At 68.2% G+C, this 14,300-nt stretch carries 10 protein-coding genes; 8 read left to right on the top strand and 2 right to left on the bottom strand.

What is annotated here, in order from left to right; translation table 11 throughout:
* Positions 1–55 precede the first annotated feature (55 nt).
* The 4 genes from EV580_RS02920 (at position 56) to dxs (ending at position 6,603) form a co-directional block, all read left to right on the top strand.
* Complete coding sequence (locus EV580_RS02920; RefSeq protein WP_133689638.1) at positions 56–2,050, top strand: APC family permease; 1,995 nt, start codon at positions 56–58, stop codon at positions 2,048–2,050.
* A gap of 7 nt (positions 2,051–2,057) precedes the next feature.
* Positions 2,058–3,245 carry a class I SAM-dependent RNA methyltransferase gene (locus EV580_RS02915; RefSeq protein WP_370581654.1) on the top strand — a complete coding sequence of 396 codons (1,188 nt, stop codon included), beginning with the start codon at positions 2,058–2,060 and terminating at the stop codon, positions 3,243–3,245.
* A gap of 90 nt (positions 3,246–3,335) precedes the next feature.
* On the top strand, positions 3,336–4,661 hold the full coding sequence (gene nhaA, locus EV580_RS02910) for a Na+/H+ antiporter NhaA (RefSeq protein ID WP_133689636.1): 1,326 nt from the start codon (positions 3,336–3,338) through the stop codon (positions 4,659–4,661).
* Between the two features lie 28 nt (positions 4,662–4,689).
* Positions 4,690–6,603, top strand: a complete 1,914-nt coding sequence (gene dxs / locus EV580_RS02905) for a 1-deoxy-D-xylulose-5-phosphate synthase (RefSeq protein ID WP_133689635.1) — start codon at positions 4,690–4,692, stop codon at positions 6,601–6,603.
* Positions 6,604–6,609: 6 nt separating this feature from the next.
* Here the strand turns inward: dxs and EV580_RS02900 are convergent, their stop codons facing one another.
* The gene (locus EV580_RS02900) at positions 6,610–7,890 is read right to left on the bottom strand and encodes an HRDC domain-containing protein (RefSeq protein ID WP_133689634.1); all 1,281 of its coding nucleotides are present in this window, start codon (positions 7,888–7,890) and stop codon (positions 6,610–6,612) included.
* A 1-nt stretch (position 7,891) separates the two neighbouring features.
* The gene (locus tag EV580_RS02895) at positions 7,892–8,428 is read right to left on the bottom strand and encodes a DUF3000 domain-containing protein (protein ID WP_221218534.1); all 537 of its coding nucleotides are present in this window, start codon (positions 8,426–8,428) and stop codon (positions 7,892–7,894) included.
* Positions 8,429–8,556: 128 nt separating this feature from the next.
* Here EV580_RS02895 and hemE point away from each other — a divergent pair, with 128 nt between their 5' ends.
* The 4 genes from hemE (at position 8,557) to EV580_RS02875 (ending at position 14,205) form a co-directional block, all read left to right on the top strand.
* Entirely contained in the window at positions 8,557–9,606 is a 1,050-nt protein-coding gene (hemE, locus tag EV580_RS02890) for a uroporphyrinogen decarboxylase (RefSeq protein ID WP_133689632.1), read from the top strand.
* On the top strand, positions 9,603–10,961 hold the full coding sequence (locus tag EV580_RS02885; protein ID WP_133689631.1) for a protoporphyrinogen oxidase: 1,359 nt from the start codon (positions 9,603–9,605) through the stop codon (positions 10,959–10,961). Before hemE ends, EV580_RS02885 begins: the two co-directional genes overlap by 4 nt.
* Before the next feature lie 29 nt (positions 10,962–10,990).
* A complete protein-coding gene (gene hemQ / locus EV580_RS02880; protein ID WP_133689630.1) occupies positions 10,991–11,695 on the top strand; it encodes a hydrogen peroxide-dependent heme synthase in 705 nt (234 codons plus the stop codon).
* Between the two features lie 89 nt (positions 11,696–11,784).
* Positions 11,785–14,205 (top strand): putative bifunctional diguanylate cyclase/phosphodiesterase, encoded by a 2,421-nt coding sequence (locus EV580_RS02875; RefSeq protein WP_133689629.1) that lies wholly within the window; start codon positions 11,785–11,787, stop codon positions 14,203–14,205.
* Positions 14,206–14,300 lie beyond the last annotated feature (95 nt).

The following is a 14,300-nucleotide window of genomic DNA, read 5'->3' as shown; positions in this document are numbered from 1 at the left end:
CCGACCGTATGGGGAACGCTACAGCCAAACCGCCATGGGCCTACTCTTGGCACTCGTGTCTAAGCTTTCGACCGCCGCCCGTCGGCTGGTCCTGGGGCAGCCGTTCCGCAGCGACAAGCTGAGCCACACGCTGCTGCCCAAGCGCATTGCCCTGCCGGTCTTCGCCTCGGATGCCATGTCATCGGTGGCCTACGCGCCCGAGGAAATCTTCCTGGTGCTCTCGGTGGCGGGTCTGTCCGCGTATGCGATGGCGCCGTGGATCGGGGTGGCGGTCGCGCTGGTCATGCTCGTGGTGGTCGCGTCCTACCGGCAGAACGTGCACGCCTATCCCTCCGGTGGCGGCGACTATGAGGTGGTGACGACCAACCTGGGCCCGACGGCGGGCCTGACGGTGGCCAGCGCCCTGCTGGTCGATTACGTGCTGACGGTCGCGGTCTCGATGGCCTCGGCGATGTCGAACATCGGCTCGGCGGTCCCGTTCATCGCCCAGCACAAGGTGTGGTTCGCGGTCGCCGCGATCGTGATCCTGACGGCGGCCAACCTGCGCGGTATCCGCGAGTCGGGTACCGCGTTCGCGATCCCGACCTATGCCTTCATCATCGGCATGTTCATCATGCTCATCTGGGGCTTCTTCCAGATCTATGTGCTCGGTGACCATCTGCAGGCCGAGTCGGCGAAGTTCGAGATGCATTCCGAGCACGGCGACATCATGGGATTCGCGCTGGTGTTCCTTGTGGCGCGGGCGTTTTCATCGGGTTGTGCGGCGCTCACCGGTGTCGAGGCGATCAGCAACGGGGTGCCCGCGTTCCGTAAACCCAAGTCCAAGAACGCCGCCACCACCCTGCTGCTGCTCGGTTCGATCGCGGTGGCGCTGCTGATCGGCATCATCGTGCTGGCGACCAAGATCGGCGTGAAGATCGCCGAACGGCCGGAAGAACAGCTCGGTGGCGCTCCCGCCAACTACCACCAGAAGACCCTGGTGGCCCAGCTCGCCGACACGGTGTTCGCCGGTTTCCCGCTGGGCCTGTGGCTGATCACCGGCGTCACCGCGCTGATCCTGGTGCTGGCCGCCAACACCGCCTTCAACGGATTCCCGGTGCTGGGCTCGATCCTGGCTCAGGACCGCTACCTGCCGCGCCAGCTGCACACCCGCGGCGACCGGTTGGCCTTCTCCAACGGCATCCTGTTCCTGGCGGCCGCCGCGATCGCATTCGTCGTCGCATTCAACGCCGAAGTCACCGCGCTGATCCAGCTGTACATCGTCGGCGTGTTCGTGTCGTTCACGCTGAGCCAGATCGGCATGGTCCGGCACTGGACGCGCCACCTGCGCACCGAGACCGACCCGCGCGCCCGTCGCCACATGATGCGCTCGCGGGTGATCAACACGATCGGGTTCATCTCCACCGGCGCCGTGCTGATCGTCGTGCTGGTCACCAAGTTCGTCGCCGGCGCCTGGATCGCAATCCTGGCCATGACAAGCCTTTTCGTCTTGATGAAGGCGATCCACAAGCACTACGACACGGTGGCGCGCGAGCTGGCCGAGCAGGAGGCCGAACAGGGTGAGGTGATCCTGCCCAGCCGCAACCACGCCGTCGTGCTGGTCTCGAAACTGCACATGCCGACGCTGCGCGCGCTCTCCTACGCCAGGGCGACCCGGCCCGACGTGCTGGAGGCCATCACCGTCAACGTCGACGACTCCGAGACGCGTCAGCTCGTGCACAAGTGGGAGGACAGTGACATCACTGTCCCGCTGAAAGTCGTTGCCTCCCCGTACCGGGAGGTCACCCGTCCGGTGCTGGACTACGTCAAGCGAATCAGCAAGGAAGCCCCGCGCACGGTGGTGACGGTGTTCATCCCCGAATACGTCGTCGGGCACTGGTGGGAGCAGGTGCTGCACAACCAGAGCGCGTTGCGGCTCAAGGGCCGGTTGCTGTTCATGCCCAACGTCATGGTGACTTCGGTTCCCTGGCAACTCAATTCGTCGGAGCGGGTGCACGAGTTGCAGGCGCAGAACGCCCCCGGCGACGTGCGCCGAGGCTTTTTGGAGTGACTCGATAGTGAGCCAGGGGGATACGGTCGAGCTGGTGCTCACCACCGGCGCGGCCGCCAACGGGGGCAGTTGCGTCGCCCGCCACGAGGGGCGGGTGGTGTTCGTTCGCTATGCGCTGCCCGGCGAAGTGGTGCGGGCCAGGGTTACCGGCGACCGCGGATCCTATTGGCACGCAGAGGCAATCGAGATCCTCGAACCGTCTGCCGACCGGGTGGACTCGCTGTGCGGGATCGCCGGCGTCGGCAAGGCCGGCTGTTGTGATCTGGCCTTCGCCACGCCGGAGGCGGCCCGGGTGCTCAAGGGTCAGGTGGTGGCCAACCAGCTGGCCCGGCTGGGTGACTTCGCCTGGGAGGGACTGGCCGAACCGCTCGGCGACGGCGCGGTGCGAGGCTGGCGCACCCGGGTGCGGCTGGCCGTAGACGGCAACGGCCACGCCGGATTTCATCGCTATCACAGCGCCGAGCTGGTCACCGACCTCAACTGCGGCCAGCTGCGCGACGGTTTGGTCGACGGGCTGGACGGGTCGCGCTGGAAGCCGGGCGATCAGGTGCACGTGGTCGTCGACGACGACAGCACCCGCCACATCGTCTGCAACAACAAACAGCAGCGACGCGGTCACCGAGCCGAGGGGGAATTCGACGCGGTGCAGCGGGTGGGCCGGCGTGCCTGGCAGGTGCCGGTCACCGGTTTCTGGCAGTCGCACCGCGACGCCGCCACGACCTACAGCGCGCTGGTGGCCGGCTGGGCTCAGGACCTCACCGGGTCCACCGCGTGGGATCTCTACGGCGGTGCCGGGTTGTTCGCCGCGGTGCTCGCCGATGCGGTGGGTGAGCGTGGCCGGGTGCTCACGGTCGACACCTCCCGCGCGGCGTCCGGTGCGGCGCGCGCGGCGCTGGCCGATCTGCCCCAGGTCGAGGTGCTCACCGATTCGGTGCGTCGCGCGCTGACCGCGCAGCGCGAGGGCGCCGACATCGCGGTGCTCGACCCGCCGCGCTCGGGTGCCGGGCGCGAGATCATCGATCTGCTCGCCCAGGCCGGCGTGCCACGAGTGATCCATGTGGGCTGTGAGGCCGCGTCCTTCGCGCGCGATATCGGCTTGTATCGCGGGCATGGCTACACCGTCGAGGAGTTGCGGGTGTTCGACTCGTTCCCGCTGACCCACCACGTCGAGTGCGTGGCGCTACTCACGAGGTGAGATGCATCACCGCCGACTAGGCTCAGGCTTCAGGTGTGCCGGGAAGTCTGGTCGGCAATCAGTTTTCCGTGCTCTCGATGCCTGAGGTGAATGTTGGCCGACCGTAAGCCGTTGCTGCAGCGGGCGCTGTTCGCCCGCGGCTCCTGGTCGGAGACCTCACGCGTCTCGGAGATCCTCCGCAAGGAGACCGTCGGCGGGGCGTTGTTGCTGCTGTCCGCGGCGATCGCCTTGGTGTGGGCCAACTCGCCGTGGGCGGCGGCCTATGACCGCTTCGAGGATCTCCACGTCGGAACCGACCGGCTCGGCCTGCACCTGGACCTGAGCCTGGGCGGCTGGGCGGCCGACGGGCTGTTGGCGATCTTCTTCTTCGTCGTCGGACTCGAACTCAAGCGCGAATTCGTGGCCGGCGATCTGCGTGACCCCGGCCGGGCCGCGCTCCCGATCGCCGCGGCGGTGGGTGGCATGGTCGCGCCGGCCGTCATTTTCGTCGCCTTCACCTGGCACGTGGGTGGCGGCGCGAGCCGCGGGTGGGCCATCCCGACCGCCACCGATATCGCGTTCGCGGTCGCCGTGCTGGCCGTCCTCTCCACCCATCTGCCGGGCGCTCTGCGCACGTTCCTGCTCACCCTCGCCGTCGTGGACGACCTGCTCGCGATCACCGTGATAGCGGTGTTCTACACCGACACGATCAACGTCGTCGCGCTGCTGGTCGCGTTGATCCCGCTCACGCTGTTCGCGGTCCTCGTCCAGCGCCGGATCAGTTCCTGGTGGCTGCTCATCCCGCTGGCGGTACTCACCTGGGCGTTCGTCCACGAGTCGGGCGTGCACGCGACGGTGGCCGGGGTGCTGCTCGGTTTCACGGTGCCGGTCGTGCGCAGCGCTGCGGCCGGCGGACCGGAGGCCGGACCCGGGATGGCCGAGCACTTCGAGCACCGGATGCGGCCGTTGTCGGCGGGCTTCGCGGTCCCGGTGTTCGCGTTCTTCGCCGCCGGTGTCACATTCGGCGGCTATCACGGTTTGATCACAGCTCTGACTGATCCGATCGCGATGGGCATCGTCACGGCTCTGGTCGTAGGCAAGACGCTCGGCGTGTTCGGCACCACCTGGACTCTGGCCAAACTGAGCCGCGCCAGCCTGGACTCGGCATTGCGCTGGATCGACGTGTTCGGCATCTCGATATTGGCCGGGATCGGGTTCACCGTATCCCTCCTGATCGGCGAATTGGCCTACGATCCGGGCTCCGAACGGCACGACGTCGTGAAGGTCGCGGTCCTCACGGGAAGTTTGCTGGCCGCTCTGCTGGCGGCGATCGTATTGCGGCTGCGCAACCGCCATTACCGCATGGTGTGGGAGCTGGAGAACCGCGATCTCGACCATGACGGTGTGCCCGACATCTACGAGTCTCATCAGGACTGATCTACGCGGCAGTGCGTAGACTGGCCAAATGCTCGAACAGGTTCGCGGCCCAGCCGATCTGCAGCACCTGTCACAAGCGCAGCTGACCGATCTGGCCGCTGAGATTCGCCAGTTCCTGATCCACAAGGTCGCTGCCACCGGCGGACATCTCGGGCCCAATCTCGGTGTCGTCGAGCTGACGCTGGCGCTGCACCGGGTTTTCGACTCGCCGCACGACCCTATCCTCTTCGACACCGGCCACCAGGCCTACGTCCACAAGATGCTCACCGGTCGCGCTGCCGACTTCGACACGTTGCGTAAGCGTGACGGCCTGTCGGGTTATCCGTCGCGGGCCGAAAGCGAGCACGACTGGGTCGAGTCCAGCCACGCCTCGGCAGCGCTGTCCTACGCCGACGGTCTGGCCAAGGCCTTCGAATTGACCGGCCATCGCAACCGCCACGTGGTGGCGGTGGTCGGCGACGGCGCCCTGACGGGCGGCATGTGCTGGGAGGCGTTGAACAACATCGCCGCCGCCCGCCGCCCGGTCGTGATCGTCGTCAACGACAACGGCCGCTCCTACGCCCCGACCATCGGCGGCCTGGCCGACCACCTGGCCGGCCTGCGCCTGCAGCCGGGCTACGAACGCCTCCTCGAGCGCACCCGGGTCGCGGTGCGCGGTGTGCCGGTCGTCGGCGAACCCGCCTACCAGGCCATGCACAGCGTGAAGGCCGGCATCAAGGATGCGCTGTCTCCGCAGGTGATGTTCACCGACCTCGGCCTGAAGTACGTCGGACCGATCGACGGGCACGACGAGCACGCCGTGGAAACCGCGCTGCGGCACGCCCGCGGCTTCAACGCCCCGGTGATCGTGCACGTGGTCACCCGCAAGGGCATGGGCTATGCGCCGGCCGAGAACGACGAGGCCGAGCAGATGCACTCCTGCGGGCCGATCGATCCCGACACCGGGCTGGCGACCAAGTCCTCGGCCCCGGGCTGGACGTCGGTGTTCTCCGAGTCGCTCATCTCCTATGCCGCCAAGCGGCGCGACATCATCGCGATCACCGCGGCGATGCCCGGCCCGACCGGCCTTTCGGCATTCGGGGAACGTTTCCCGGACCGGTTGTTCGACGTCGGGATCGCCGAGCAGCATGCGATGACGTCGGCCGCCGGGCTCGCGATGGGCGGGCTGCACCCGGTGGTGGCGATCTACTCGACGTTCATCAACCGTGCGTTCGATCAGGTGATGATGGACGTCGCGCTGCACAAGCTGCCGGTCACGATGGTGCTCGACCGGGCCGGGATCACCGGCAACGACGGCGCCAGCCACAACGGTATGTGGGACCTCTCGCTGCTCAACATCGTTCCCGGAATTCGGGTGGCCGCGCCGCGGGACGGCGCCCGGCTGCGCGAGGAGCTGGGTGAGGCGCTCGAGATCAACGACGGTCCGACCGCTATTCGCTTCCCGAAAGGCGAAGTGGGCGAGGATATTCCGGCGGTGGAGCGGGTGTCTGGCATCGACGTCCTGGCGCGCCCGACTGAGGGGCTGGGCAACGACGTGCTGCTGGTGGCGGTGGGATCGTTCGCGTCGATGGCCCTGGCGGTCGCCCAGCGGCTGCGCAATCAGGGGATCGGTGTGACGGTGGTGGATCCCCGCTGGGTGATCCCGGTGCCCGATGCGGTTGTGCCCCTTGCCAAGTCGCACAAGCTGGTGGTGACGATGGAGGACAACGGCGTGCGCGGTGGCGTGGGCTCTATGGTGTCCGCCACGTTGCGCGCCGCCGAGATCGACATCCCGTGCCGCGATATCGCTGTGCCGCAACAGTTCCTGGACCACGCAGGCCGCGGTGAGGTGCTCGAGGACATCGGGCTGACCGAGCAGAACATCGCCCGCCAGGTCACCGGCTGGGTGGCCGCGCTGAACGCGCTCGACGATACGGTCACCGACTCCGCCGACAAGCGGTAACCGCGCTCAGTCCGCCTCGGCCGGTGGGCTCAGTGCCACCGTCAGCGCCGGAACCACCAGCGCGCGTTGCCATTGCCTGGCCCCGCCGTCGCGCAGGACGTTCTCGATCGCGGCGCCGACATCGCCGCTGTCCTGCCAGTCCCAGCACAACCTGCGGATGAGTTCGGGGGAGACCAGGTTCTCGGTCGGCACGTGCACCTGCTCCGAAAGCTCGGAGAGCTTGGCGCGGGCGGCGTCCAATCGGGCCGCGGCCTCCGGCTTGCGCTTGGCCCAGCGTACCGCGGGCGGCGGTCCGTTCTGCGGCTCAGCGGTGTCCGGTGGCTCCGGGTTGGTGCGGGCCGATTCCAGTGCGGCCAGCCAGACGTGCGCGCTGCGGCGCTGCTTGTGCCCGCCGAAGATCGGCAGCTTGGTCAGGTCCTCGACGGTCTTGGGGTCGGCGACCGCGGCGGCGATGATCGCCGAGTCGGGCAGGATCCGCCCCGGCGCGATGTCACGGCGCCGGGCGATCTGATCGCGCACCGTCCACAGCTCCCGAACCGCCGCCAGCGCCTGCCGGTTGCGCACCTTGTGGATCCCGGACGTCCGGCGCCACCGATCACGCCGGGTCGGTGTCGCTTCCGCACACCGGAGATACTCGAATTCCTCTGCGGCCCAGTCGCTTTTGCGTTGCTCACTGAGCACATCGGCGATCGCCTCACGCAGCGCGATCAGCACCTCGACATCCAGGGCGGCGTAGTTCAGCCACGCGTCGGGCAGCGGCCGCTTGGACCAGTCCGCCGCGCCGTGTCCTTTGGCCAGCCCCAACCCCAGCAGGCGCTGCACCATGGCCGCCAGGTTCACCCGCTCGAAGCCGGCCAGCCGGCCGGCGAGCTCGGTGTCGTACAGGGCGGGCGGGCGCATGCCGACCTCGGCCAGACACGGCAGATCCTGGTCGGCGGCATGCAGGATCCACTCGTCTTCGGCCAGCACCTCGGCCACCGGGCGCAGCACGTCGATCGGGCTGTTGCCGTGGTTGACCGGGTCGATCAGCACCGTGCCCGCGCCGGTGCGCCGGATCTGGATCAGATAGGCGCGGTTGGAGTAGCGGAAGCCCGACGCCCGCTCGGCGTCGACCGCGAACGGCCCGGTGCCTTTGGCGAGCTGCTCTGCGGCCCGGGCGATCTCGTCGACGCTGATCGATACCGGCGGCACGCCCTCGGACGGGCACAGCAGGGGAGTCGCCTCGGGGGCGTCGTCAGCTGGGGTGTCGGACACCGCATCGGCGGCGTCATCATCGAGTTCTGGCATATCAGGCGCGGGAGCGTGAACCCAGATCCGTCACTCCCACCGGCGGCAGGCCCGCGGCGTGCTCGAGCACCTCGCAGAACGCCTGGACGTGGGTGTCGAGGGCCATGGTCGTGGCGGTCCACGACGCGCGCATCTCGAGCTGATGGGCGCGCGGCGGACCGGAGATGTCGCCGTAGCGCACGGAGGTGGTGGCCGTGACCGTGCCGCCGAGGGCGGTGACGTGCTCGGCGCGGCTGTCCAGGGCGTCGACCAGCCAGCTCCAGGCCACCTCGGGAAGCAGCGGGTCGACCGCTTCGCTGGAGTCCAGGTCGGCCTGGATGTAGGCGACCAGGCGCATGGTGCCGTCCCAGGCCTCCGAACCGTCGGGATCGTGCAGCAGGATCAGCCGGCCGAATGCGTCGCCCTCGGAGGTCTCCGGGACGATCTCGGTCTCAGCGTGCTTGACCTCCGCGCCCAGCGCATAGCTGTACGGCGCGAGACGTTGAGGTGGGCGGATCGGACCGAGCTCGATCTCCGGCCGTACCTCGGCGGTGTTCATCGCCGCCACCGCCTCGCGGAAAAGCGCCGGTTCCGCAGTGGTCACAGCAATTGACGCTAGCCCTATCGTCGAGGTCGAGGGGGCAGGCGCGCCGATTTGGTGCCGGGGCTCGTGGGACTATGGACGCGATGAGTACCCGTCGCCAGCTGCCCGAGGCGCCTTACCTGGCCGCCGCCACTGGCCGCAAACCCAGCCGTGTGCCCGTGTGGTTCATGCGCCAGGCCGGCCGGTCGCTTCCCGAGTACCGCGAACTGCGGGCCAAGAACACCATGATGGAAGCCTGCTTCGACCCGGAGCTGATCTGCGAGATCACCCTGCAGCCGATCCGCAGGCACGGGGTTGACGCGGCGATCCTGTTCTCCGACATCGTGGTCCCGCTGCGCGGCGCGGGCATCGAACTGGACATCGTCCCCGACGTCGGCCCGGTGATCGATCATCCGATTCGCACCGCCGGCGACGTCGCCGCCATGAAAAGCCTTGACCCTGAGCGGGTCAGCGCGATCTCCGAGGCGGTCGGGCTGCTGGTCGGCGAACTCGGCGAGGTGCCGCTGATCGGTTTCGCCGGTGCGCCGTTCACGCTGGCGTCCTATCTGATCGAGGGTGGCCCCAGCAAACAGCACGAGCGCACCAAGGCGATGATGCTGGCCGACCCGTCGACCTGGCACGCGCTGATGGAGATGCTGGCCGACCTGACCATCGCCTTCCTGAAGGTGCAGCTGGACGCCGGGGTGGACGCCATCCAGGTGTTTGACTCCTGGGCGGGCACGCTCTCGCTGGCCGACTACCGCAGCCATGTGCTGCCGCACAGTGCGCGGGTGTTCGCCGCACTGGCCGACTACCAGGTGCCGATGACGCATTTCGGTGTCGGCACCGCTGAACTGCTCGGCGCGATGGGGGAGGCCGGTGCCACCGTGGTCGGCGTCGACTGGCGGACCTCGCTGGCCGATGCCGCGCTGCGCGTCGGCCCGAATCTGGCTCTGCAGGGCAACCTGGATCCTGTCGTGCTGCTGGCCGGCTGGCCCGCGGTCGAGCGGGCCGCCCGCTCGGTCGTCGACGACGGCAGGCGGGCGGTCGACGCCGGCGCCGCCGGGCACATCTTCAACCTGGGCCACGGGGTGCTGCCCGCGACCGATCCGGCACTGCTGACGGATCTGGTGGGCTTGGTGCACTCCTTGTGACCAGACAGCGGTATTGCGTTGTCGGAGGCGGCATTTCGGGTTTGGTCGCCGCCTACCGGTTACGCATGCTGGTCGGCGAGGACGCCGACATCACGCTGTTCGACCCGGCCGACCGGCTCGGCGGGATCCTGCGCACCGAACGCCTCGGCGGCCAGTCGATGGACGTCGGCGCCGAAGCCTTCGTGGTGCGCCGTCCTGAGGTGCCCGCGCTGCTGGCCGAGCTCGGCCTGGCCGGGCGTCAGATCAGCACCACCGGGGTGCGGCCCACGATCTTCAGCCAGGGCCGTATGCACCCGCTGCCGGCGGACACCGTCAACGGCATTCCGACGTCGGCGGCGTCGGTGACCGGCCTGGTCGACGACGCCACGATCGCCCAGATGGCCGCCGAGCCGAACCGGCCGCTGCGCTGGCAGCCCGGCGCCGACCCGGCCGTCGGCGCGGTCGTGACCGACCGCTTCGGCGGCCAGGTCGTCGCCCGGTCGGTGGACCCGATGCTGTCCGGCGTCTACGCCGGCTCGGCGGCCACCATCGGCATCCGCTCCGCGGCGCCGACGGTGGCCGCCGCCCTGGACGCCGGCGCGCCCAGCCTCACCGACGCGGGCAGGCGCGCGCTCCCGGGCAGCACGCAGGGCCCGGTGTTCGGCGCCATCGAGGGCGGCTATCAGGTACTGCTGGACGAACTGGTGGCCCGCAGCCGGCTGCGGTGGATACCGACCTCGGTCACCCACCTCGCGCCCGATGCCACAGGCTGGAACCTGCGCGACGACGAAGGGCAGCACTGGTACGCCGACGCGGTGGTCATCGCCGTGCCTGCGCCGCGGCTGGCGCCGCTGCTGGCCGAGGTCGCGCCGACAGCCGCCGCGACGGCCGCCCGGATCCCGGTCGCCTCCGCGGCGGTCCTGGCGCTGGCCGTCCCCGGCGGCACCCCGTTGCCACAGCAGTCGGGAGTGCTCGTTGCCAGTGGAGAACGCTTGCACGCCAAGGCAATTACCTTGTCCACCCGCAAGTGGGGGGCGCGCGGTAACGCCGAGCTGCTACGGCTGTCGTTCGGCCGGTTCGGCGACCAGGTGGCGCGCAACACCTCCGACGCCGACCTGCAGGCGTGGGCGGTGGAAGATCTGCAGTCCGTCTTCGGCACAAAAGTGGAGCCCCTCGATTTCCTGGTGCATCGATGGCTGGATGCGATGCCGCAGTACGGCCCTGGCCATCGCGAGCTGACCGCCGGACTGCGAACCGGGTTGCCGCCCACCCTGGCGATCGCGGGCAACTATCTGGACGGCATCGGGGTGCCGGCCTGCGTGGCGGTCGCGGGCCGTGCGGCGGAGCACGTGGCGAAGGCCACCATCCGCCGATAGCGATCGGTGCGCGTGGCACGATGGGTGCCATGGCCAAACTGGACTACGACGAGCTCAACGCCACAATCCGCTACGTGATGTTCTCGGTGTTCGCCGCCGAGCCGGGGGAGCTGGGCTACGACGAGGAATCCCGCGCCGCCGTCGTCGATGAGACCGCCACCTTCCTCAAGCAGCAGGAGGAGAACGGTGTGGTGGTCCGAGGTCTGTACGACGTCGCAGGCCTGCGTGCCGACGCCGATTTCATGATCTGGACGCACGCCGAGCGGATCGAGACGCTTCAGGCCACCTATAGCGACTTCCGGCGCACCACCACCCTTGGCCGGTCGGTCTCACCGGTGTGGAGTGCGGTCGCACTGCACCGGCCCGCCGAGTTCAACAAGAGCCATGTCCCCGCGTTCCTGGCCGGCGAGGAGCCCGGCAATTACGTGTGCGTCTACCCCTTCGTGCGTTCGCTGGATTGGTATCTGCTGCCCGACGACGAGCGCCGCAAGATGCTGGCCGACCACGGGATGGCCGCCCGCGGCTACAAGGACGTCCGGGCCAATACGGTGCCCGCTTTCGCCCTCGGCGACTACGAGTGGATCCTGGCGTTCGAGGCCCCTGAGCTGTACCGGATCGTCGACCTGATGCGAGACCTGCGGGCCACCGAGGCTCGTCGCCACGTCCGCGAGGAGATCCCGTTCTTCACCGGCCCCCGGATCGGGGTCGAGGAACTGGTCGCCAAGCTGCCCTAGCTGCACAAAGACGCCGTCCACTCACCCGAAGTTCGCTACGATTGCGGGGCCGTGATTTCTCGCGCGGCCGGGACGATCGGGAGGCCCGTGTGACTGGGCTCAGCGCGACGCGGACGATGGCCTTGGTCGTCGCTCTGGTGGCATCCGTCGTGCTCGTCGGGGTTTTGCTGGCGCTCGGTGGCGGCGCCGGGGATTCGCTCCTGTCGGTGTTCACCAACACCGACAACGTGATGATCGAGCTGTCCGTAGTCGCAGCGATCGCGGCGGCCCTGACCGCGCAAAGCGGGCGTGGGCGGGTGCGCCTGGCATGGATCATCGTGGCGTTCGGCCTCGTCTGCTTCACCCTCGGCGCCGTGCTGTGGCGCATCTACAAGCTCGTCGGCTACAAACATCCGTATCCCTCGCTGGCTGACCTGGCCTACCTCGTGCTGCCGGTCGCGACCGCGATCGCGCTGTTGCTGCTGTCCACCGGGCTCAGCAGGACGTCGCGCACCCGGCTGATCCTCGACGCGCTGATCGTGGCCGGGTCGTTCACGATCGTCGGCTGGGCCGCGGTGATCGACGAGCTGTGGGATTCGGAGCCCAGGGACCGCATGCAGGTCGCGGTCTCGGTCAGCTACCCGGTCTTGGATGCCGCCGTTCTCACCATCGGCGTCCTTGTGGTGGCGCGGGCCCAGCGCGGTCAGCGCCTGACGCTGATCCTGCTCACCCTGGGCATGTTGGGCATCTCGATCTCCGACGGCGCCTTCGTGTATCTGACGGCGACGCACCAGCACACGAGCACGCAACTCCTCGATCTCGGCTGGCTGATCGGCCTGGCCCTGTTCATTGCGGCGGCCATCACCGGAACGGGCTTTGCGCATCGGGATGCGGTTGCAGCGCAACCGGTTTCGTTCACCTCGGTATGGCTTCCGTTTGTGCCGGTGATGTTCGCCAGCTTCGCGGTGTTCACCGAGTCGCCCGACGAGATCCGGTCGGGGCCGATTCCGGTGATCGGGATGGTGCTGCTGCTGGCGTTCGGTGCCCGTCAGGTGTTGGTGATGGGCGAGAACCGTATCCTTCTGGCGGCGGTTGCCGAGCAGGCGCTGCGCGATCCGCTGACCGGTGTCGGCAACCGGATCGTCTTCCGGGACCGCCTCAACCACGCCATGGAAATGCGCCAGCGCGACGGCCTTTCGGTTGGTGTGCTGGTGATGGACCTCGACGATTTCAAGGTGGTCAACGACACCCTCGGTCATCCCGTCGGTGACGAACTACTGAGCCTGGCCGCCGACCGGATCGCCGGGTGTGTGCGGGCCGGTGACACGGTGGCGCGCCTGGGCGGTGACGAGTTCGCGGTGCTGATCGAAGGCCGGGTGGACAATTCGCAGCTGGTCGCTCACCGGGTGGTCGAGGCCTTCGACGAGCCGTTCGTCGTCGACGGCCAAGACCTGCTGATCCGGCCCAGCGTCGGGCTCGCGGTCGCGGAATCCGACGAGCCCGATCTGACGGCCGAAGATCTGCTGAAACGGGCCGATATCGCGATGTATTCGGCCAAGCGGTCCCGCACCGGCGGCGTGCACCCGTTCAACTCGGAGATGCTGCTGGCCGAATCGCCCGACAGCGACCTGTTCGCCAGCGGACCGCTGCCGATCGCCCGCAGCGGAGCGGCCACCATCCGGCTGCTGGGTGAGCTGCGACAGGCCATCGATCAGTTCGAACTCACGCTGGTGTATCAGCCCAAATTCGACCTGCGCACCGCGGCGATCGTGGGCGTCGAGGCGCTGGTGCGCTGGCCGCACCCCAAACGGGGCCTGCTGCCGCCTGATGAGTTCCTCCCGCTGGTCCGCCGCTACGGATTGATGGGCTCGATCACCGATCTGGTGGTGAACCAGGCTCTCGATGACGTATTGCGCTGGCGCGCAGAGGGACTCACCGTACCGATCGCGGTCAACATGTTCGCGCCGTCGATGGCCGATCTGCGGCTGCCCGGCAAGTTCGCCAAGTCGTTGTCCGACCGCAAGATCGACCCGTCGCAGCTGACCGTCGAGATCACCGAGGACTTGTTCCTGGACAACATGGAACGCACCAAGACAGTGCTGAATCAGTTGCAGGAGCATGGTATTCGGATAGCCATCGACGACTTCGGCAGTGGATATTCGGCGCTGTCCTATATGCGTGATCTCACGGTGGACGAGGTGAAGTTGGACCGCAATTTCATCGCGCCGATTCCCGCCGACCAACGTGCGGCCGCCGTGGTGCGGGCGGTCGTGAACCTGGCCGACGAGCTGGGGCTGACCACCGTCGCCGAAGGTATCGAGAACGCGGTGACCGCGGACTGGCTTCGCGGGCACGGCTGCCACGTCGGGCAGGGCTACTACTTCAGTCCGCCGCTGACGTCGGAGAAGCTGATTGAGATCTTGAAGAAGTGTGAAAGCGATGGAACATGCCAGACATTGGGGTGTTCGGTGCGCGAAGGCTCCTGTCGGTGGGTCGAATCCGACGTTCCGCAGATCGAGCTGATGCGCTAGGTATCCATCGTCGATCTGCCTGGCGGATGGGGAAGGGAGGCCCGAACTGCCGAAGACCTCTCATGTCGCCGCTGGTGCAGGCGTCGTCTTCATCG

Source organism: Mycobacterium sp. BK086 (assembly GCA_004362315.1).
Taxonomy (GTDB): Bacteria; Actinomycetota; Actinomycetes; order Mycobacteriales; family Mycobacteriaceae; genus Mycobacterium.
The sequence above is the reverse complement of the archived record's forward strand: the minus strand, read 5'-3'. Positions and strand labels throughout refer to the sequence as shown.